This window comes from Bacillus sp. Medicinal_06, from assembly GCF_056711665.1.
On the sequence record NZ_JBWYHD010000011.1, the window covers coordinates 48,208 to 71,140 of the forward strand.

Annotated in this window: 15 protein-coding genes and 5 pseudogenes; 3 read left to right on the top strand and 17 right to left on the bottom strand. The window is 34.7% G+C overall.

The window, feature by feature from the left end; all coding sequences use genetic code 11:
• Positions 1–12 precede the first annotated feature (12 nt).
• Together AC1M36_RS22215 and AC1M36_RS22220 are read right to left on the bottom strand one after the other, a co-directional pair.
• The gene (locus AC1M36_RS22215; protein WP_479846209.1) at positions 13–1,089 is read right to left on the bottom strand and encodes a Ger(x)C family spore germination protein; all 1,077 of its coding nucleotides are present in this window, start codon (positions 1,087–1,089) and stop codon (positions 13–15) included.
• Positions 1,090–1,123: 34 nt separating this feature from the next.
• On the bottom strand, positions 1,124–2,635 hold the full coding sequence (locus AC1M36_RS22220) for a spore germination protein (protein WP_336451069.1): 1,512 nt from the start codon (positions 2,633–2,635) through the stop codon (positions 1,124–1,126).
• Between the two features lie 435 nt (positions 2,636–3,070).
• Here AC1M36_RS22220 and AC1M36_RS22225 point away from each other — a divergent pair, with 435 nt between their 5' ends.
• Complete coding sequence (locus tag AC1M36_RS22225; RefSeq protein WP_336451068.1) at positions 3,071–4,018, top strand: nucleoside hydrolase; 948 nt, start codon at positions 3,071–3,073, stop codon at positions 4,016–4,018.
• A gap of 184 nt (positions 4,019–4,202) precedes the next feature.
• On the opposite strand, the pseudogene AC1M36_RS22230 reads toward AC1M36_RS22225, so the two are convergent.
• From AC1M36_RS22230 to AC1M36_RS22280, 11 genes and pseudogenes are all read right to left on the bottom strand, one after another.
• Positions 4,203–4,406, bottom strand: a pseudogene (locus AC1M36_RS22230) (beta-propeller fold lactonase family protein); the annotation flags it as partial.
• Positions 4,407–4,542: 136 nt separating this feature from the next.
• Entirely contained in the window at positions 4,543–6,066 is a 1,524-nt protein-coding gene (gene gntK / locus AC1M36_RS22235) for a gluconokinase (protein WP_336451400.1), read from the bottom strand.
• Between the two features lie 166 nt (positions 6,067–6,232).
• Positions 6,233–7,558, bottom strand: a complete 1,326-nt coding sequence (gene gntP / locus AC1M36_RS22240) for a gluconate permease GntP (RefSeq protein ID WP_336451067.1) — start codon at positions 7,556–7,558, stop codon at positions 6,233–6,235.
• A 266-nt stretch (positions 7,559–7,824) separates the two neighbouring features.
• Positions 7,825–9,162, bottom strand: coding sequence for a glucose-6-phosphate isomerase (locus tag AC1M36_RS22245; protein ID WP_336451066.1), 1,338 nt, complete (start codon positions 9,160–9,162; stop codon positions 7,825–7,827).
• A 219-nt stretch (positions 9,163–9,381) separates the two neighbouring features.
• Complete coding sequence (fsa, locus tag AC1M36_RS22250; RefSeq protein ID WP_479846210.1) at positions 9,382–10,050, bottom strand: fructose-6-phosphate aldolase; 669 nt, start codon at positions 10,048–10,050, stop codon at positions 9,382–9,384.
• A gap of 51 nt (positions 10,051–10,101) precedes the next feature.
• On the bottom strand, positions 10,102–10,995 hold the full coding sequence (gene gnd, locus AC1M36_RS22255) for a phosphogluconate dehydrogenase (NAD(+)-dependent, decarboxylating) (RefSeq protein WP_336451064.1): 894 nt from the start codon (positions 10,993–10,995) through the stop codon (positions 10,102–10,104).
• Positions 10,996–11,122: 127 nt separating this feature from the next.
• Positions 11,123–13,125: pseudogene (gene tkt, locus AC1M36_RS22260) on the bottom strand (transketolase).
• A gap of 40 nt (positions 13,126–13,165) precedes the next feature.
• Positions 13,166–14,650: a glucose-6-phosphate dehydrogenase gene (gene zwf, locus AC1M36_RS22265; RefSeq protein WP_336451063.1), complete on the bottom strand. Its 1,485-nt coding sequence runs from the start codon at positions 14,648–14,650 to the stop codon at positions 13,166–13,168.
• Between the two features lie 494 nt (positions 14,651–15,144).
• Positions 15,145–15,693, bottom strand: coding sequence for a glucose-6-phosphate dehydrogenase (locus tag AC1M36_RS22270; protein ID WP_336451062.1), 549 nt, complete (start codon positions 15,691–15,693; stop codon positions 15,145–15,147).
• 84 nt (positions 15,694–15,777) lie between these two features.
• Positions 15,778–16,737 carry an NADP-dependent oxidoreductase gene (locus tag AC1M36_RS22275; RefSeq protein ID WP_479846211.1) on the bottom strand — a complete coding sequence of 320 codons (960 nt, stop codon included), beginning with the start codon at positions 16,735–16,737 and terminating at the stop codon, positions 15,778–15,780.
• A gap of 13 nt (positions 16,738–16,750) precedes the next feature.
• Positions 16,751–17,704, bottom strand: a complete 954-nt coding sequence (locus tag AC1M36_RS22280; protein ID WP_479846219.1) for an LLM class oxidoreductase — start codon at positions 17,702–17,704, stop codon at positions 16,751–16,753.
• A gap of 434 nt (positions 17,705–18,138) precedes the next feature.
• On the opposite strand from AC1M36_RS22280, the gene AC1M36_RS22285 reads away from it, so the two are divergent.
• Positions 18,139–18,429 (top strand): MerR family transcriptional regulator, encoded by a 291-nt coding sequence (locus AC1M36_RS22285; protein ID WP_336451060.1) that lies wholly within the window; start codon positions 18,139–18,141, stop codon positions 18,427–18,429.
• Between the two features lie 6 nt (positions 18,430–18,435).
• Positions 18,436–19,329 (top strand): annotated as a pseudogene (locus tag AC1M36_RS22290) (zinc-dependent alcohol dehydrogenase family protein).
• A gap of 91 nt (positions 19,330–19,420) precedes the next feature.
• Here AC1M36_RS22290 and AC1M36_RS22295 read toward each other — a convergent pair.
• From AC1M36_RS22295 to AC1M36_RS22310, 4 genes and pseudogenes are all read right to left on the bottom strand, one after another.
• A pseudogene (locus tag AC1M36_RS22295) lies at positions 19,421–19,861 on the bottom strand (putative mucin/carbohydrate-binding domain-containing protein); the annotation flags it as partial.
• Positions 19,862–20,322: 461 nt separating this feature from the next.
• Positions 20,323–20,892: a 5' nucleotidase, NT5C type gene (locus tag AC1M36_RS22300; RefSeq protein WP_479846212.1), complete on the bottom strand. Its 570-nt coding sequence runs from the start codon at positions 20,890–20,892 to the stop codon at positions 20,323–20,325.
• A gap of 60 nt (positions 20,893–20,952) precedes the next feature.
• Positions 20,953–22,056: pseudogene (gene ribD, locus AC1M36_RS22305) on the bottom strand (bifunctional diaminohydroxyphosphoribosylaminopyrimidine deaminase/5-amino-6-(5-phosphoribosylamino)uracil reductase RibD).
• Positions 22,049–22,786, bottom strand: a complete 738-nt coding sequence (locus AC1M36_RS22310; RefSeq protein ID WP_410982674.1) for a GTP cyclohydrolase II — start codon at positions 22,784–22,786, stop codon at positions 22,049–22,051. The pseudogene ribD and the gene AC1M36_RS22310 overlap by 8 nt, the downstream one beginning before the upstream one ends.
• Between the last annotated feature and the right edge of the window lie 147 nt (positions 22,787–22,933).

Consider the following 22,933-nt stretch of genomic DNA (forward strand, 5'->3'; position numbering starts at 1 on the left):
CACCATTTCAATTTATTCACCAACACCCGATTGTAATAACTTCAACTGTGTTTCCACTTTAAATGTAACTAAGGGATAGATTTTATAAAATTCTTTCTCATTCCAATTACGTTGTCTACCTCTAATAAAATCTCCAATCCCAATTGGGTCTACTTCATACTTTTGTAGCTTTTTTATAAGTCTATATACTTCTTTTGTCTGTTTTATTTCTATCTTTTTGGTTAAGAACTTTATATTATGAGTATTTTTTAAATCTAACCAACTTGGAGAATCCTTAATTAATCCGCTCATTGTAATGTTAACTGTTACTTTAGGCTTAACATCTAAACCACTCGCTTTCATTTTCACCGTACCGTATAAATTATTATAGACAATATACCCTGCTTTATTTTCCTTTTTTATTGGCATTTCAATATTCCCATTCATCCCATGTCCAGAGAGTAACTTAAATGTGAACATCTCATTCTCATTCAAATGTAACTTTAATTTTTCTCCCTTCATAATACCTATCCCATCTATCGCTATAGAATGGTCCTTATTCACTTTTAAATAAGGTAAATAGGCATCCCTACCTTCTCCATAATAATTAAATAAAAACATTTGCACGTTAGTAAGCGGGGAACTTTCTTTTTGTATATTTTGTTTTATTAATTCAAATAGATATAATGCCCCTTCTTTTTTGGCTTCTTTTAATAACTTTTCAGCTGATTTTTCAGCAACAACAATTTGTAAATTACTTCCAATTAATGGGTCGCGGCATATAGCTCGTACAAGGTCAGAAATTCCTTTTTTCGCTATACTTTCTCCAAACATCAAAACTTTTAATTTTCCAATTTCAACTGGAGATGCTGCCTTCCGATTCATTCTACTTAAAATAAGATTCACAGTAGAAGCCTCTGCCCTTAGAAATCCCGCTTTATTTTCCTGACGATTTTGATTGTATTCAGGGTAAAGTGCTGTTCCTGTCAGCTTATCTCCATTTTTATCAAAACCTAATACTTGAATAATATCTAACTTATCGACTTCCTTCATACGAACACATCCACATAAAACGATAACAACAATGGCTAAAATAACAACTTTGTTCATAATAACCTCTCCAAATCTGGATAATTATGATGTATTATTCGTTATTTATATCATCATGATCATTCTCTGAATTATATCTTTTTAATACCTTTGGCTTTAGATATCTTAACCTGTTCGTCGTATTTTTATAGGAGGAACGAATAAAATTATCGGCATAATCAGATTTCCTAAAAGGGTACATAGGAACCATATAGGGTGTTCCAAGAGATTTTAATCGCATTAAATGAGTTAATAAAAAAACAATACTAAGTATAATTCCAAATCCACCCCAGAGAGATGCAGCAAATATAAATGGAAATCTTAATAAACGAATTGTATTAGACATCTTAAAAATCGGTGTTGTAAATGATGCTAAAGCTGACAGAGAAACTGTGATAAGAAGGATCGTACTTGTTAGTGCTGCTTCAACAGAAGCTTGTCCGATAACAATTCCTCCTACGATACCTAAAGTCTGGCCAATTTTCGTTGGCAATCTCGCTCCTGCTTCTCGTAATAATTCAATTGTTATTTCTAAAAATATTACTTCTAATACTGGTGGAAAAGGAACGTTTGCCCTAGAACTTACAATAGGACCTAGTAAATCCATTGGAATAATTTCATAGTGATACGTTAAAACAGCAACATAAATGGGTGTTGAAAATATAGAAAAAATGACACCAAATATTCTTATAATCCGAAAAAAAGAACCGATGATCCAAGGTAAATAATAATCTTCGGGAGAAATAAAAAAATCCATAATAGTAGCTGGCCCTGTAATAGCATATGGTGAGCCATTACTCATTATTGCAACTTGCCCGTTAATGAGAGCATATATAACACGATCAATTCTTTCAGTTGAAAGAAATAACGGAAAAGGAGTATTAGAATTATCCGTTATTATTTGATCAATTTGAGAACTATCAAAAACTACATCAAAATCAATATTTCCTAATCTTTCTCTAACGGTATTAATATGTTCTGGATTCGTCACACCATTTAAATAGAAAATCAAGACTTTAGTTTTCGACATAGAACCTACTGTTATTTCCTCAAAAATTAAATTTGATGTTACTATTTGTTTTCTCAACAAATGAATATTTACATCAATGTTTTCAACAAGCCCTATTTTAGGTCCTACCACACTAAATTCATTCTCAGTTTCGTTATTTTCTCTTAATCCCAAGCTTGCATTCTCAACATTAATTAATGCACAAAGAACATCCGTTTCTCTAAGTTGAATAACGACAAATCCTTGATTTAACTTTAATTCGATTTCTTCAACATCATCAGTAATTATAATATCTTCTAAAGGTATACAACTTCTTAATTGCTCTAAAGTATTTATATTATGTATATTACGTTGAATAGATGCTAATAAAACCCTCTGAAATTTTTCTCCCTCTATTAGTGTGCTATAGTAACTAATAAACAAAAAATCTGAATGCTCCGAGGGAGAGAATTGTTTAAAATCCATTGACTTCTTAGCTGTTTCAAAAATCTGATAAACATTTTTCTTCTGTTCTTTTTTTGCTTTGCTTTTTAAAACAGTAGCAATCCACTCTTTCACTCCTCCTTCCCCTCCCTACATACTTGAAACTACATTAAAAGTATTATTCTCTTCAACATAAAATATATGCACTACAAAGAAATGCTATCTAACTTATGTTTATAAAGTTAAGAAATTCCTTATGCTTAAGAAAATCTAGGAAAGATATGGCTTTAAAATAAATATTGATTGAAAGTTCCTCCTTTAATCAATATGAATCCTTTTCCCTTTATTTTTATATGAACATTCTATACTTATAAAAAAGCTTGGTTAGACTCACTTAAAGCTCTGTAATTAAACGGAAAAAAGTATCATGCATTTCAAACATATATTGTAAAAGCATTACATGTTATTAGTGTCATTAATATTTACTGGTTCCAAGGAATAAATTAATCAAACCGAAATATATATTGCTTAGAAAAGTATCAAACAATATATAATGAAAGAGGCAAAATGATGAAACAAAAAATTTTACTTTTTGGTGATTTTGGAATTGATGATGCAATAGCACTCATATATTCTTTTTTTACTAAAGAAATTGAAATAGTCGGGATAGTAGCAGATTATGGAAATGTACCAAGAGAAAAAGTTCTTAAAAATATAAATTACTTAAAGTACTTATCAGGGAAGAAAGGTATACCTGTCTATGAAGGAGCATCCTGTACCCTAACAGGTATTACAGCAGAATATTATTCAGATGTACATGGTCCCGAAGGTTTAGGGCCAATTATTACCCCATCAATAAATTATCCAATTTACCCCCTACATATGGTACTAGATTTGGTAGAGAAAAACATAAACGATTTAACAATTGTTAATGTTGGAAGGCTTACCTCCCTAGCAACAACATTTGTTTTAGGATTACAACTTATGCAAGAAGCAAAAGAATATTTATTAATGGGTGGAGCCTTTTTTTACCCAGGGAATGTCACAGCATCTGCAGAAGCTAATTTTCATAGTGATCCGTATGCAGCCAATATTATCATTACTTATGCCAAAAATTTAACAGTTATCCCTTTGAATGTCACACAAAGAGCTCTTATTACACCTCAACAAGTCGAACAGATTGATTATTTTCATCAGAAGACAAAAGATCCAATAGGTTTAATTATTAAACCATTATTAAATTTTTATTATCAATTTTATTCACAAAGCGTACCTGGAATTCTAGGGAGCCCCTTACATGATGTATTTCCAATTTGGTATTTATTAAATAGAAACAAGGTAACTATAAGAGACCTGCCCATTAAAATTGTAGTTGATCGAGGAGATGCTTTCGGACAAAGTTTAGGTGATTTTAGGAGTAAGCCTACCCTAGACTTTGTTAAGCATAAAGTGGCTCTTAACTTTAATGAATTTGAATTTACAAGTGATATTTTAAGGACATTCCTAAAAATTAGATAAGTTATTTCAAACAATTTATATTAGTTTAAATCCATATTCTAGACAAAAAAAGTATATTTAATCCTTCTCAACGAAGTTATTTTTTGTCTTTCGTCGAATGAAAATATCGTACTTCGCATGACAAAGATATTTAAATCATTTTTAATAATTAGGGTATTCATAACACAAATGTTTAGTTTTTCTCACCGGCTTCCCCTTCCTTTATAACAGAATAGAGATATTGATTACTTTGGTTAATGGTTAAATATGTAGGGTTATCCAGATTTGCTACTGGTCTTACATTACTAATTTTTTTCATTTCTGTTTCTAAAGTAAAAGTATATATCCCTTTGCTGTCTCCTCTAGTATAAGTTCCAATATATCCAATAAGTTCTTTGTTATTCATCATTATTATAAACCGCTCCCCCTATAGTTTTATTCATCATACTTCTTAATAAATAGTCTTAAAATAATTTATAAAGAGGTATCCCAAAAGACTCTGAGTACCTCTTTATAAATTATCATATTTTTCTACTGAATAGCCTCTAAACCCATTTTTTCTGAAAAGCTGCTATACTTTCATATTCTTCTTCCAAGTGACGGGACAGGCGAATATAGATAGGTGCTAAATCTTTATATTTTTCCACACTTTCCATGTTTGGCTCGTGATAATAATTTGCACCTACCATTTCAGAAACTACATGTAATGTATCTATTTCACCTAGACTATATAAACCAAGTATAGCAGCTCCCAAGCAAGAGCTTTCGAAACTTTCAGGAACATATACGTCTTGATGAAAAATATCCGCCATCATCTGTCTCCAAAGTTCTGACCTTGCAAAGCCTCCAGTCGCTTGAATTTTTCTCGGTTCGCCAATTAGCTCTTTTAAAGCAAGAAGAACAGTATATAAGTTATAAATTATCCCCTCTAAAACAGCACGAATAAGATGTTCTTTCTTATGATGTAATCCTAGTCCAAAGAAAGATCCTCGCGCATTTGCATTCCATAAAGGAGCTCTTTCCCCTGCTAGATACGGATGAAATAATAAACCATCAGATCCAGGATTAACTTTTGCTGCTATTTCAGTAAGCACTTCATATGGGTCTTTCCCTAAACGCTTCGCAAGTTCAATTTCTGAAGTACCTAATTGGTCACGAGCCCACCTGAAAATCATACCACCGTTATTAACTGGCCCACCAATTACCCAATGCTCCTCAGTTAGCGCATAACAAAAAATCCTTCCCTTAGGATCTGATACAGGACGATTCGTTACAGCGCGTATCGCACCACTTGTACCAATTGTAACGGCCACAACTCCAGGCTCTATCGCATTTACCCCTAAATTAGATAGTACTCCATCACTAGCTCCTACTACAAAGGGAGTAGAAACAGGTAAATTCATCTCTCTTGCAAGATTTTCATCTAATCCTCTCAAGCTGAACGTTGTTGGAACCAGTTTAGAAAGCTGGCCTTCTGAAATCCCTGCAACATGAAGAGCTTCTTCATCCCATTTTAACGATTTTAAATTGAGCATCCCTGTAGCCGATGCTATCGAATGATCAATTACGTATTCCTTAAATAACTTATAGAAAATATACTCTTTGATAGAAATGAATTTATAGCTTTTTGCAAATAATTCTGCATGCTCGTTCTGAAGCCAAACTAATTTCGAAAGCGGTGACATAGGATGGATTGGTGTCCCTGTACGAAGGTAAATTTCATGGCCATTCATCTCATTCTTTATTCTCTGAGCCCATTCTGAGCTTCTGTTATCTGCCCAAGTGATACATTTTGTTAATGGAGTTCCCTCTTTATCTACAGCAATGATGCTATGCATTGCCGAACTAAAAGAAACACAAAGAATATCAATCGGCTGTATATTACTTGATTGTATAGTTACTTTAATCGTATTTATCACCGCTTGAAAAATCTCTTCCGGATCTTGTTCTGCTGTTTCTGGTGTTGGAGAATATAAAGGATATTCAATTCCATGACTCGCAATAACAGATCCATCAATCGAAAATAGAACTGATTTTGTACTAGTTGTCCCTATATCTACACCAATCATATATTTTGAGCTCACTACTTCTTCCTCCTAACAAAAAATCGCAACATTATATCAATAATGTAAGAAGTCTAAACATATATCCAAACTTCTTACATTGGTTTTCTCTATTAATAAAATAGTTTGTGCTAAAATTCCCTTTGAAAATTCGTATAAAAATATGCCTATTTTAAACAAACATATCAAGTAGTAAAACTCCTACAAAAGCAATAAATGAAAGTAATGTTTCTAATACCGTCCATGTTTTAAATGTTTCTTTCACTGTTAATCCTAGGTATTCTTTTACCATCCAAAACCCAGCATCATTTACGTGTGAAAACATTAGTGCTCCTGCACCCGTTGCAATGACAAGTAGCTCTAAGTTCACACCTGACAAATGTTCAACAACTGGCGAAACGATACCTGCTGCTGTTGTTAAGGCGACTGTCGCTGACCCTGTCGCAATTCGAATTAATCCAGCTACCATAAACGCTAATACAATTGGAGATAGTGCTAAATGCTCGGACATTTGAGCAATAGAATTACCCACGCCACTATCGATAAGAATTTGCTTAAATCCGCCACCAGCACCAATAATCGCAACAATAGAACCAATTGGTAACAAGCTGTCTTCTGTTATCTTCTTAATAGCCTTTTTATCGATACCTTGACGAAATCCAAGAAAATAGAATGCTGCAAAACATGCAATCAAAAGTGCAATTACAGGACTACCAATTAATGTGACAATCTTCATCAAAGTATTAGAAATGGGAACATAGGGAGCACCTGCTGCTAAAACCATTAATATAACAGGTAACAAAATAATAAAAAACGAAACTCCCGTTCCTGGTAATTTTGTTGATTTTGTATTTACACGGATTAATTCCGGCTCATTTTCGGGAATTACACGTTTATGAATCCACTTTGCAAATATAGGACCTGCAATAATAGCTGCAACAAACGTAATAATGAGTGAATAAAGAAGGACCTTCCCAAGATTCGCTTTATAAATACCTATTGCAACTATTGCCCCTGGATGCGGAGGGACAAGGCCATGTACTACGGATAACCCAGCAATCGCTGGTAACGCTATCAATAGAATATTTTGTTTCGTTGTTTTGTGAATTGAAATCACCAAAGGCAATAATATTAAAATACCCACTTCAAAAAATACTGGAATCCCAATAATAAAACCTGCGATTAACATTGCCCATGGTAAATTTTTTATGCCAAAGGATTTAACAAAGAAATCTGCCACTTGCATTCCAGCACCTGACTCTGCCATCATTTTCCCTAAAATTGTACCTAATACTAGAATTCCCACTAAATGTCCTAGAACACTCCCAACTCCCGTTTCATAAGCACTAACTATCTTATCCATTGACATCCCAGACATAACTGCTAAAAACAAACTTGCAATTGTTAAACTAATAAACGCATGCCATTTCCACAACGACACCCCTAAAATAACAATTACAATTGATAATAATGTAATAATTAAAAGATACATATCCATACTCAATTCCACCTTATGCGCCCTCTGTAAACCCTTTCAAAAATACCTGTGAGGATAAATCTTCCCATAGCTAAAGAGAACCCACAAAATTCTTTCTTGAGTAAGGGCTATATTTGAATTATTAATATTATTTACACATACACCTATACATAATTGAAGGCATCTTCACAAAATAATGATTTATAGGAAAAAGGAATCTCCCTTATCAGATTTACATTTTGGCGGGCTTCACTGACAAGGGGATTTTCCCTTTGATAACTATAATGTTATTTTGATAAACGTTTCATGAGTTCAGATTTTTCTGCTTCAAAACCCGGCTTACCCAGTAAGGCAAACATATTCTTTTTATATGCTTCAACTCCTGGCTGGTTAAACGGATTTACCCCCAGTAACAATCCACTAATTCCACAAGCTTTCTCAAAGAAATAAACCATTTCACCAAACGTAAATGCGTTTATTTCATCCAATTCAACAACCATATTCGGCACTCCACCATCTACATGAGCTAATACTGTCCCTTGGAATGCTTTTTTATTAATTTCATCCATTGTTTTTCCAGATAAAAAATTTAAACCATCAAGGTTTGCTGAATCTTTTTGAACAGTTAACTCAATACGTGGTTTCTTAACCTGCAATACCGTTTCAATCAGATCCCGTCTTCCTTCCTGAACATATTGTCCCATGGAATGCAAATCGGTTGTAAAATCAACTGAAGCAGGGAAAAGCCCTTTTTGATCTTTCCCTTCACTTTCTCCAAAAAGTTGCTTCCACCACTCTGATACATAATGAAGAGAGGGTTCATAGTTCACCAAAAGCTCAATAGATTTCCCTTTACGGTAAAGAGCATTTCGCACGGCAGCATATTGGTAACTTTCATTTGTGGAGAGATCAGAATTATTATATTTACGAGCGGCAGCAGCTGCCCCTTCCATCATTTGATCAATATTAAGTCCTGCTACAGCGATTGGTAAGAGACCTACTGCAGTCAGCACAGAATATCGCCCACCGACATCATCAGGAATAACAAATGTTTCATAGCCTTCCTCATCTGCCAATTTTTTTAGTGCTCCTTGCGCTCGATCAGTAGTAGCATAGATGCGTTTTCTTGCTTCTTCTTTCCCATATTTTTTCTCCATATAGTCCCGGAAAATGCGGAAAGCAATAGCAGGTTCTGTTGTTGTACCTGATTTAGAAATAACGTTAATAGAGATATCTTTACCTTCTAATAAATCTAATAAATGTGAAACATAGGTAGAACTAATATTCTGTCCCGCAAAATATACTTGAGTTGTACCATTCATTTGATTATGAAAAGTATGAGACAATGCTTCGATTGCAGCTCGTGCACCTAGATAAGATCCCCCAATACCAATTACAACTAGAACATCAGAATTGCTACGAATTCTTTCAGCGGCTTTTTTAATTCTCGAGAACTCTTCTTTATCATATTGATGTGGTAAATCTACCCACCCAAGAAAATCAGCTCCTGGTCCTTTTTTTTCATGAAGCATATTATGAGCTACTTTCACGAATCTACTTAAATAATCTACTTCGTTTTGTTTCATAAATGATAATACGTTTGAGTAATCAAAAGAAATAGTCATACAGCCTTTCTCCTTTGTATCGATTTATATTTGTTATAGTAAGACTTGCACTTTTTCTTTAACTTATTTAATAAACTTTTTAACATAAAAGGCATTAGGGAGACTTTATAAAAAACACCGTATTTATATGGGAATAGCCCCCCTCCTCCTTTTGGAGGTTGTTCTTAAAGAAACCAACGCTCCAAAAGGAATAATCGCCTCTTCTTATAGTAGATGATTTTAGTTTTTAGGTGCTTTTTCCCAATCCGCAGCAAACTTTTCAATACCTTGGTCTGTTAGTGGATGCATAGCAAGTTGTTCAATCACTTTATAAGGAATTGTTGCAATGTGAGCACCTGCCATCGCTACACGAGTTACATGATCTGGGTGTCGAACAGAAGCCGCAATGATTTGTGTATCTAATTGATGAACACGGAATAATTCAGCAATTTTAGCAACTAATTGTACGCCATCTTCAGAAATATCATCTAAACGACCTAAAAATGGAGAAACATACGTTGCACCTGCTCGAGCAGCTAAAAGAGCTTGGTTCACAGTGAAAATAAGTGTAACGTTTGTTTTAACACCTTTTTCAGTAAGGTGTCGACAAGCTTCTAATCCTGCTAGCGTCATCGGAAGTTTTATGGTGATGTTTTTATCGCCACCGTTAATTTTAATCAGTTCTTCTGCTTGGACGATCATTTCTTCAGCTGTAACAGCATCTGGAGTTACTTCTGCTGAAACAGACTCAACACCAGGTACTGCCTGACAAATTTCTGCAATACGATCTTCAAATTTGATGCCCTCTTTTGCTACTAAAGAAGGATTTGTTGTAACACCAGCTAAAATTCCCAGTTTATATGCTTTTTTTATGTCCTCAAGATTTGCAGTATCAATAAAAAACTTCATAATTAATTCCCTCCATTTTTTATACGTTAACGAGTTGCAATTTTAAGATTTTTATTTCTTTTCTACTGCATGTCCGCCAAATTCATTGCGCAGAGCTGCTACAACTTTTCCTGTAAACGTATCATTTTCTAATGAGCGGTAGCGCATTAATAAAGACATCGCGATAACAGGAGTTGCTGTTTGAAGGTCTAATGCTGTTTCTACTGTCCATTTTCCTTCACCAGAAGAATGCATAACTCCCTTAATTTCATCCAGTTTTGCATCTTTAGAAAATGCATTTTCAGTCAATTCCATTAACCATGAGCGAATTACTGAACCGTTGTTCCATACCCTTGATACTTTTTCATAATCGTAGTCAAATTCACTTTTCTCTAAAATCTCAAATCCTTCACCAATGGCAGCCATCATACCGTATTCAATTCCGTTGTGAACCATTTTTAAAAAGTGACCACTACCAGCTTTTCCTGCATATAAGTATCCATTTTCTACAGCTGTATCTCGGAAGATAGGTTCAACTATTTCCCAAGCTTCTTGATCTCCTCCAATCATGTAACAAGCACCATTACGAGCGCCTTCCATTCCGCCAGAAGTTCCTGCATCCATAAAGTGAATGCCATCTTTCTTTAGTTGCTCATATCGGCGAATAGACTCTTTATAATGTGAATTACCAGCTTCAATTAAAATATCTCCTTTTGATAACAGCGGTGTAACTTCACTAATAACAGAATCAACAACAGCGTGCGGAACCATAACCCAAAGAATTCTTGGTGATTGTAACGACTGAACAAGTTCATTTAAACTAGATGTACCTGTCGCCCCATACTCTTTCATTTCTTCCACTGCACTCGTATTTAAATCGAATGCTGCTACTTGATGTTTATGATCAATTAAATTTTTTCCTAAATTTAATCCCATTTTACCTAAACCAATTAATCCTACTTGCATAATATAATTCCTCCTTAAATTTTCTTTTATCAAATATATAAATGACTACAATCATGAATACCTTTTTGTCATATCATGTTCAATACTTATAAGTTGATATTTCCGCAAAGGTATTCATAGTCATAGCTTAAGACTTCAATACATTTTGTGTAATTTGAACAACATTTTCTGTCGTAAATCCAAATAAATTCATGACTTCAGCTCCAGTTCCTGAAGCACCAAATGTTTCAATTGATAGTACTTTCCCTTCCTGTCCTACATAACGCTCCCACCCAAGAGATACACCCATCTCAAGAGATACTCGTTTTGTTACATAAGACGGAAGAACTAATTCTTTATATTCTTTCGATTGACGATCGAATAACTCCCAGCTCAGCATTGCAACGATACGAACAGAAATATGTTCTTTTTCTAATTTTGCTTTCGCACTAACAGCCAAGGATACTTCAGAACCTGTCGCAATTAAAATAACATCCGGATTTTCATTTGTTTGAGTTAATATATAAGCTCCTTTAGAAAGATTTTCTATGTTCGCTTTCGTTTCATCAAACACCGGTAAATTTTGACGGCTAAGCACTAAAACCACTGGACCATCCAATTGCTGTAAAGCATAAGCCCAAGCACTCGCTGTTTCATTTGCATCGGACGGGCGGATTACTGTTAGATCAGGAATTGCCCGAAGAGCTGCCAAGTGTTCAATCGGTTCATGCGTTGAACCATCTTCTCCTACAGCAATCGAATCATGTGTAAATACATAAGTAACGGGTAATTTTTGCAATGCTGCCAATCGAATAGATGGACGGAGATAATCGTTAAATACAAAGAATGTACTTACGAAAGGTTTTACTCCTCCATGAAGTGCCATCCCATTAGCTGCCGCTCCCATTGCATGCTCACGTACACCGAAGTATACATTTCGACCAGCAAACGATTCTACTGCATACACTGCTTCACCTTTCATATCTGTCATAGTGGAATGCGAAAGATCCGCACTTCCACCAAAAATAGAAGGAATCGATTTCACATAATGATTAATAGCTTCTCCACTTGCAACACGAGTTGAAATAGTTTTTTCAGTATCAAAGGATAGAATGTCATTCGCTTCAATTAAAACCTCACCTGTAATCGCTTTTTCTAGTTCATCTGTTAGTGTAGGATTCGTTTCTCTATATAAATTGAACTGCTGATTCCAATGGTTCTCTTTTTCAATACCTTTTTGTTTAAGTTCATTAAAATGGGCTTTTACTTCTTCAGGCACAAAGAAATCGTCCTCATAATTCCAACCATACACTTGTTTTGTCGCTGTCGCCTCTTCTACTCCAAGCGGATTACCATGTGCTTTGTTTGTTCCAGCAACTTTTGGACTTCCATAACCTATAATTGTTCTGACTTCTATAAGAGTAGGTTGGTCCTTATTTTCTTTTGCTAATTTAATGGCTCTTGTGATAGCCTCAACATCGTTTCCATCCTCAACCCTTATATACTGCCACTGTACAGATTCTGCCCTTTTCTGAATGTTTTCAGAGAAAGCAATGTTTAATTCACCATCAAGTGAAATTTCATTTGAATCATATAGTACAATTAACTTACCAAGTTTCATATGCCTTGCCATTGACATCGCTTCATAAGAGATACCCTCCATTAAGTCACCATCTCCAACTAAAGCATAAGTATTGTGATTTATAATAGAGTGACCATCCTTATTAAACTTCGCTGCTAAATGAGCTTCCGCCATTGCCATTCCTACAGCATTTGCAATCCCCCTTGTCCAAGTGGTCCTGTAGTTGCTTCAACTCCAGGAGTATGACCAAATTCGGGATGTCCAGGTGTTGTACTATTTAACTTTCTGAAACTTTTCAAGTCATCAATTGAAACGTCATATCCAGCTAAATGAAGTAGACTATATAATAGACTGGATCCATGTCCCGCTGATAAAACAAAACGATCACGGTTAAACCATTCTGGATTTTTAGGATTGTAATTTAAATGATTTGCCCATAATGCATAAGCATAAGCCATCGGTGCCGCTCCCATTGGAAGACCTGGATGACCTGAATTTGCCTCATTAATAGCATCAATAGATAACGTACGAAGTGTATTCACTGCTAATTGATTTATGTTTTGTGCCATAGTAATTTTCCCCCTAAATACCTTTCATTTAAGAATGTACTTATTTTTCCATTTTTTGATCTAACCACCATTTAAATTCACTTTCTTGTAACAGCTCATTAGCCGCATCTGGACCATATGAACCCGACTGATATTCATGAAGAGGTAATAAATTTTCCTCAAATGCTTCAAGAATTGGCTGTACCCATTCCCATGACAATTCAACTTCTTTCCAATGAGCAAAGAATGTAGGATCTCCACACACAGCATCATGAATGAGTCTTTCATAAGCTTCAGGTATTCCCACTTCTGCTTGCTCGCAAGTAAAGTTAATACGGATTGGTTCAATCTCTCCATTTTTCAATGGGTTTTTACTATTTAACTGCAGTGAAACATTCTCACCTGGGCTAATTTCAATTATTAATAAGTTAGGTTCTGCATTTGGATTATTATCTTGATATTGCTGTTTTAACGTATTTTTAAATTCGATTACAATACGAGTAGACTTTTCTTTCATTCTTTTTCCTGTTCGTATATAAAAAGGAACGCCAGTCCAAAATGGATTATCGATCCATAAGCGAGCGGCAACAAATGTGTCTGTGTTAGAAGAAGGATTTACTCCGGGCTCCTCTTTGTATGCTACAACTTGTTGACCATTTATCTCTCCTGAAACGTATTGTCCACGTACGATATGGTTCTGAATGTCTTCTTTTTTCACTTTACGAAGAGTCTCCATGACCTTTCGTTTTTCCTCTCGAATTTTAGATGCGTTAATCTTTTCTGGCAGATTCATAGCAGTCATCATTAATATTTGTAACATATGATTTTGAACCATATCTCGAATGGCTCCTGCCTGATCATAATATCCTGCCCTTTCTTCAACCCCAACTGTTTCACTAGCTGTGATTTGTACATTCGCTATATGTTCTTTGTTCCAAATCGATTGGAGAACAGGATTGGCAAATTCAAGCGCTTCAATGTTTTGAATCATCGGTTTACCTAAATAATGATCAATACGGTATATCTCGTCTTCTTCAAACGTTCGACTAAGCTTATCATTAAGCTCACGAGCAGATTTGAGGTCGTGCCCAAACGGTTTCTCAATCATCAGGCGTTTCCATCCATCCGTTTTATCAAGTCCGCTTTCCTTAATATTTAAAGCGATTGTCTCGAAAAATTCAGGAGAAACTGAAAGATAGAACATTCTATTACCTTTTATATTTCGTTCTTTTTCCCTTTCACGAACTACTCGTAATAACCGCTCATAATCTTCCGGCTTACTCACATCTAATGAGCAATAACGGAAATTCTCTAAAAAACCTTCCATTTCTGGAGTACCTTCTTCTCTACGACGAGAAAAAGTTTCTATTGATTCTTTTATTTTTTTTTGAAAATCTAAATGGGATAGTTGCCGTCTTCCAAGCCCAATAACGGATATCTGTTCAGGAAGCTTTTGATCTCTATATAAGTTATATAGTGCCGGGTAAATTTTTCTTTTAGCTAAATCCCCTGTTGCTCCAAATAAAACAAAGGTCATTGATTCCAATTTCAGTCCCCCTCTTGTTGTATAATCATTGTCAATATATTAAAAATAAATTGTACAGAAGCTCATACTCTTTGTTGATTCGTTCTTGCTTCTTCTCATCTTCTAACTTCATGTTTTTACAAAAAAACAAAGAGTTATTAAACTCCAATTCTTTTTATACCTTTCGCTTTCTCATTGTCCCCAATATTAATAGTGGCAATTCAAAGCATTTCTTTCACAAATTACTTATTTATCGAACTCAACAAAACAATTTACATCTAATTACTTTTAGTAATTAGATAACCTTACGTCTAGTATATTAACTACATAAATTATTATCGTCAAGAAAAATATCTCGAATTCAAGAATTTTTATTTCGTAATATTTTTCAGCTTTTGCCTATTTATTAAATGATGTTACCCATATTAACTTCATCACTCGTAAAATCTTGAATGTAAATCTATAAAAAGCATGCTTTTTTACGTATTTCTAGTTAATAATACATCCATTAATTTTCAGAGATAATGATCAATACAACAAATATCACCTTCGTCAAAAGGTTTACTTAACTTCGCATTTAATTCGCGAGCGGATTTTAAATTATGACCAAACGGCTTCTCGATAATAAAACGTTTCAATCCTTTTGTAGTCCACAATCCACTCTCCTTAATATTTAAAGCAATCACATCAAATAATTCTGGTGCAACAGATAGGTAAAACATGCGGTTTTCAGGAATGTTTAATTCTGTTTCGCGCCTCTTTACAAGGCACAATAAATCTCGATAGTCCACTGTATTCGCTGTATCTAATTGACAATAATGAAATGAGCCAATAGATTCTTTTACTCCTGACTGGTCATCAGTAGATGTTCTAGAAAATGTATCAAGGGATTGTTCTACTCTTGTTTGAAATTCCACATCTGATACCGCTCTTCTGCCAATACCAATAATAGAAAACGATTGCGGTATATTTTGATTAATAAATAGGTTGTATAAAGCAGGATAAATTTTGCGTTTCGCTAAATCCCCTGTCGCTCCGAATAAAAGAAATGGCATTGAATCCATTTGCTACCCTCCCCTTTTAAAACAATTTCTAGAAAAGAAAATATAAACTCATTCGCTACTTGGCATAATACTGCCTCCAAAACCTCATACTTTACCAATGTTTTTTAATACAATTTTGCCAAGAACACGTTCTGACTCACTTAAACGATGTGCTTCTTTTACACCTTCTACATTTAAAGGTAACACATGAGTTACAACAGGCTTAATCTTCCCGATCTCAATTAATTCTGTTATAAGAGAAAGTTCATATCCGTTAGGTTCAGTAAATATATGATCAGTCTGAATATTTTTCTCTATAGATATTTCAGTTTGTGGAATTTCTATACCTTTTGGACCATAAATGGACACTAACTTTCCATTTGATGTAAGTACTTTATAACTGTCCTTTAGTACATCTCCACCTATCACATCAAATACAATATTGTAATTATGCAGAAGCAAAGAAAAGTCTTCCGTTCTGTAATCGATGACAGTATCAGCGCCTAGATCCTTTACAAACTGTATATTTTTAGTACTAGTCGTAGTTGCAACATGTGCACCGAAGCTTTTTGCTAACTGAATAGCGAACGTTCCAATTCCTCCGGATCCAGCATGAATTAAGACTCTATTACCTTTTTGAACATTAGCAAATTTCACTAAACTTTGCCAACTTGTCAATCCTACAAGAGGGATTGATGCTGCCTCTTCAAAGGATAGATTTCTTGGTTTTTTCGCTACATACTTCTCATCTACTGCCACGTACTCTGCATAAGTGCCGTTTCGTTCAATATCCGGACGACTATATACTTCATCACCCACTTTAAATGCTGTTACGTTTGGTCCTATGCCAACAACTATACCGGCAACATCCCACCCTAAAACGAGCGGGAAGTTATAGGGAATTACATCTTGAAGTAAACCTTCACGTATTTTCCAATCCACGGGATTTACACCAGCTGCATATACTTCAATAAGTACATCATTGTCTCCCAATAGAGGTGTTTTCATTTCGATCTCTTGTAGTACATTTTTATCTCCATATTGCATAAGTCCTATTGCTTTCATTCTTTCCACTCCTTTACAATGCGGGGAAATGAGGAAGTACTTCTTCCCCTAGCTCATCCAATACTTCATTAGCTGGGCGTTGACCATCAAATAGAGCAAGGAATAAGTGATTAACACCAATACTTCGGTATAAATCCAGCAATTCAATCAGCGCATTCCGACCTGTACGGTAACCTAAGCGTATTGGTGTAGGTCGTTCATTTGGATCTTCAGACAAATCTAGATGCATCGGCTGTATAAATGGTTTGAATACACCTGGATGATAGTCCTCTACTAGCTCTCGCCATTGTCTAATTGCTGTAGCCTGATGTACCGGACTACGTGGATAATACATCCATCCATCACCATGTTCAGCAAACCATTTCATCGTTTGCTGACTAAAACCTGTGATGAAGGTTGGTACACGTTTAGACGGTTTTGGAACTAGATTTGCCCCATACACTTCCCCTAGTTTTGATTGGATAGATGGAAAGTTTTTATACAAAATATCTTCCAAGTAAGCGAACGCTTCCCTAAACTTTTCACCTCGTGTTTCATGATTAACACCTAACGCCTTAAAATCAGCACGTCGGTCACCCGATGAAACACCGAGCATAATTCTTTCTGAAAATAGTTGATCCAGTGTAGCAATTTCTTTCGCCACACGAAGCGGATGACGAAGTGACAAGACTGTTGCCGACGTCCCAAATGCGATTTTCTTTGTATGACTTGCTAAATACGTCAAATAAATCATCATATCGTAAATTTGACCTGTTGCAGGATCGCCAAAGTCAGGGTCTTGCAGCAAAACATCTCGAAGCCATACGCCTGTAAAACCATATTGTTCCGCTTTTTGTACCAATTCTACTTGTTTTTCCATCGTTGGGGTATGAAACTGATAATTTTCAATCGGAATGTGAACTCCTAATGTAAGTCGATCTTTCGCAAACATACGATTATATCCAAAATGATTCGCAAACTTTTCCATGTGTTTCACTCACTTTCCTTCATTAATATAAATCTATAATTTTTTACTTTTGGTCTTTCTTCTCAAAATTCATACTCAATCCTGTAACACCACATTGTTGCAGTTTTGTCTAACTAAAATACGATTGTAATCGTAATAACTTTGTGCTACGAATGTTATTATAAATCGCTCATAACATGAATAACAGTACGTACTTTAAAGTGATGTAGGTACTTTAAAGTACCTATACCAAATGCCTGATTATAACTTTAATCAATAAGTCATGCTGTATAAAATGACGACTTACCTTCCTTCAATAACTTCTAAAGTTGCTTCTGCAGGTGTGTTACATTATTTCACGCAATCTCCTCTTCTTTATATAAACTCATCAAAAAATGATTGACTTGGAGTTAACTCCAAGTAATACACTTGTAGTGAAAGGAGAGTAATTACAAATGAACGATATATTCACAATATCAGATGTTGCAAAGAAAACAGGATTAAGTACAGACATAATCAGGTACTACGAAAAAATTAACCTTCTTCCCCCAGCTAAAAGAAATGAGAATAATAATAGGCAGTATGTTCAATTAGATATAGATCGAATACTTTTCATTAATCATCTTAAGAGAACACAAATGCCCTTAAATACAATACAAGAATATATGAAATTCTCACTAGCCAAATTCATAATATTATACTTATTTTTTGTACTTTGCTATGCTATAACCACGAATAGGAGGTAATAAATAATGAAAGCACAAATTATCCGTTCTTTTGGTAATTCATCTGCATTTCAATTAGAGGAGTTTTCAAAACCGAAACTTTTACCAGGACATGTTCTAATCCATGTAAAAGCGACAAGTGTAAATCCAATTGATACGAAAATACGCAGTGGCGCTGTTTCATCAGTTGCTCCTGAGTTTCCAGCTATATTACACGGGGATGTATCAGGTATTGTTATATAAGTAGGAGAAGGCGTTTCGAAATTCAAAACTGGTGATGAAGTATATGGGTGTGCCGGAGGTTTTAAAAGAACTACTGGTAGTGCACTTGCAGAGTTTATGCTTGCTGATGCTCGATTGATTGCTCACAAACCAAAAAATTAAACAATGGAAGAAGCAGCTGCTCTACCATTAGTTGCAATTACAGCTTGGGAATCTTTATTTGATCGCGCAAATATTAAATCTGGTCAAAATGTCCTCATTCATGGAGCTACTGGTGGCGTAGGACACGTAGCCATTCAACTGGCTAAATGGGCAGGTGCTAAAGCTTTTACAACAGCTTCTCTGCAGAACAAAATTGAAATAGCTCATCGTCTAGGAGCCGATATAGCTATTAATTATAAAGAAGAATCTGTTCAGGAATATGTTCAAAAATATACGAATGGCAAACGATTCGAAGTTGTATTTGATACAGTGGGTAATAAGAATCTCGATAATTCTTTTGAAGCTGCCGCGGTCAATGGAACTGTCGTAACAGATTGCGGGAAAATCTTAAATAAAATAACTCAAATAGTAGAAGAAGGAAAACTTCGACCATTGCTAGATTCTAAAACTTTTACATTTGATGAAGTTGAACAAGCACATGAGTATATGGAATCGAAAGAAGCAATAGGGAAAATAGTGTTGAAAAACGTTTGGTAACTATAACTCGATAATAAAAATAACAATTATTCGGCGCTGGAAAGTAACAGAGGGATTGCTTCAAACGGAGCATACAATTCATTTTTCAAGAACTTCCTTGTTGTTTATAAATTGGAAGAGGTTTAGTAGCACTTTCACTTCCTACTTGGTACTCAAGTATAGCGCGCTCTTCACCATACGGAGTATCTATGAAAGGAACTAAAGGATTATCACCTTGAATAGTAACCCATTCACTCCCTACTTGTATGGATTTTTCTTTTTTTGAGTCATTAGATAATAAGCGTAATGTTAATTTGTCTTTAAAGTTAGGATTCGTTTGTCTTACCTTTAATGGCGTATTTCTCTGCAAAATAAACTCTAAATCTTGTCGATCATGATATTTCCCCTTACTTATTCCTGTCTGAAATATCCAAGTAGGTTCTTCTAAACTAGTAATTTCTTTTACATTTGTTCGTTCATCAGCATGTAAGTGTATATTTCCTATGAGGAAAAGCATTGTATACATTATGCCTATAACAAGTGACCTTTTCATTTGCATATCTCCTTTTCTATTTTTTTATATACAAAATACAATAAAACAATTTCCTCCTTCTTCACTTATAACTGTGGTCAGTAAGTTATTTATCAGTGTAATTATTATAGTTACATTAATTCATGATTATCAATCATTAAATATATATAATTTTTTATATATAAATATTTTATATCAGGTACCTAAATATCGTATAATTGTCTATACTCTTTTATTTCTTCTCTTTCAGACATTAATCAAAAAAACACGAAGACTTAAAGTCTTCGTGTTTTTTGAAATATACATATTGTTACACTTGTGATTGAATTAATAACTAGGATCTTTTTACTCATGAAAAAGTCAATTTCCTTGTGGATGATGTCCCTACCTAAACTTCTACGATTTACTAATCCTATGTCTTTCCTCTAAAAATTGTAATACTCAATATGCTCTTGGCTCCATTTGATTTTCTAATTAAATACTTACATATCTTTCTTTATAATATTTCCTAACTCTATCCAACTTGTAATACGCGGGATATTAAGATGTTGATTGTAAGAAGTACTTTTTGCATACACTTTAATTGGTTTTCCTACTAACGTTTCTAAGACAGCCGGCTTATCATCAAAGAAATAGTTCAATTTTATTTCTTGTATGAAGTGTATTTTTTCTTCATCCTTCATTCCATAGAAAAAGCGATCTTCATGTACCGGAAATCCTTTTTCCATTAACCATTTCTTTGTTTGTTCTCCATGCTCTTTAGGTCGCGCCGTTATATAGTATATTTCATGTCCCTGTCTTTCTAATTCTTGCAATGTCTCTACTGCATATGGAAACGGTGAACAAGAAGTATAATAAATCTCATCAAGCAAACTATTCCACATCTGAGTACCTTCCTCCGAAGTCATGCCAAATGCTTCATGAATTTCAATTGTTTTTAAAGAATGAAATACATCCAATCCTACTTTTTTGTTTAATTTTTGGTTATATAAATGAAAAGCATGCTGTCTTAAATCAATCAACGTATCATCGATATCAAATCCAAACTTCACTCTTCATCGCTCCTTTCTGCACTTCATTTATTGAAAAACATAAGTAGTTTTTTATTCTCCTTATTCCTCATCTTTCCGATATTCTGGATAGCCAATAAATCTATAATCTTTTCCAACCTGGGTAAAGGATATATCCTTAAATTCAATTGCATCTTGCATTTTAGTAATACCAGTACCCTCTACAAAGCTAGGCGCCATTCTACCCCCAATAATTTTAGGTGCAAAATATAAAATAAGTTTATCCATTAATTTATTTTCAATAAACGAAGCATTTACCTCTCCACCACCTTCAATAAGAAGGGAGGAAACTCCTTTTTGCCCTAAAACACCAAGCATTTCATGTAAGTTTATATGCTTTTCTCCGCTAGTAACAAACACTTTGACTCCTGCATTTTCTAATGCCTTTCTTTTTTCCTCTGCATGATTACCTGTTGTAAAAATCCATGTAGGAGCTTCCCCATCTGTAACAACGTTAGCTTCCATTGGTGTGCGTAATGTGGAGTCCAATATCACTCGAATTGGATTTCGTCCATTTGGAATACGCGTTGTCAATGACGGATTATCCTTTTGGACAGTATTCGCTCCTACTAAAATAGCCGCATTTTCGTTTCATATTTGGTGTACTTCCTGTCTTGCTTCTGTAGATGTAATCCACTTACTATCCGATAAAGAAGTAGCAATTTTCCCATCTAATGTAACACCCGATTTAATCGTTACAAATGGACGCTTTGTCATAATATATTTATTAAAGACTTCATTCATCTTTTTAGATTTTTCTTCGCACACTCCTACAAGCACTTCAATACCAGCATCTTGTAGAATTTTAATTCCACGTCCAGAAACAAGTGGATTTGGATCAAGTGTAGCAACTACTACTCTCTTAATTCCTGCTTGTACAATTGCTTCTGCACAAGGGCCTGTTCTTCCATGATGAGAACAAGGTTCTAGAGTAACATAGATGGTACCACCACGGGCCTGTTCTCCCGCCATACGTATCGCATGTATTTCGGCATGTGGTTCTCCCGCCTTCATATGTGCTCCGATTCCTACAATTCGATTATCATTTATAATTACAGATCCAACCAGTGGATTTGGAGTGGTTTGTCCCTTCATAGCCTTGGCATTTTCTAGTGCTAGATTCATATACAGTTCATGCTCACCCATGTAAGTGTCCCCCTTCAAAATGTCCAGAACGCTGAATCTTCGTTTGCAAATATTTCTCATTAAATTCTGAGACATCACCCCATAACGGTTCACGACTCGTAACATTTAATCCAGCTTTTTGTAAAGCTTCTAATTTTTTCGGATTATTTGTAATAAGTTTTACAGGTTTTGAGCGTAGTGCTTTTAATACTTCAATTGTATCATCATAATTTCGAACGTCATCTTTAAAACCTAGGTTCAGATTAGCTTCTACTGTATCTAACCCATTTTCTTGCAAAAGATAAGTCATCGCTTTACTAAATAATCCAATTCCTCTTCCTTCATGATTTGCTAAGTAAAATAAAGCACCTGAACCATGTTCTGTAATCATCTTTAAAGACTGCTTTAATTGGAATCCACAATCACAACGTTTACTACCAAAGATGTCACCAGTGTGACAAATACTATGCATACGAATCAGGGCATCTTCAGAATTCTCAAAATCACCATACACAAGTACACTAGATTGTTGCATATCAGCTAAATTAATAGATGGAAGTTTCTCAATAATTCCTTCTACACCATTTGTAATCTCACTACATTGCAACCAAGAATACCATTGGAAAACTTTAGTCTCCCCATATAAATTAATTGGCAATTTGATAGGACCTACTAAATAAATATCCTTTCCATCTTGATGTATGAATTGAATTTTATCTTCTAACATATGAATTGTATCTGTTGTAACCATTAAGTACCTCCTAGTATAGAGAATCTCTAAAAAAATTCTCTTCCATTGTTATATTTTTTATTGTTTAACTTACACAACGTAAGTGTTTTTACAGATGATATTCTTTTTTCTCTCAGCTTATATGCAATATGTATCATTACAACTTTG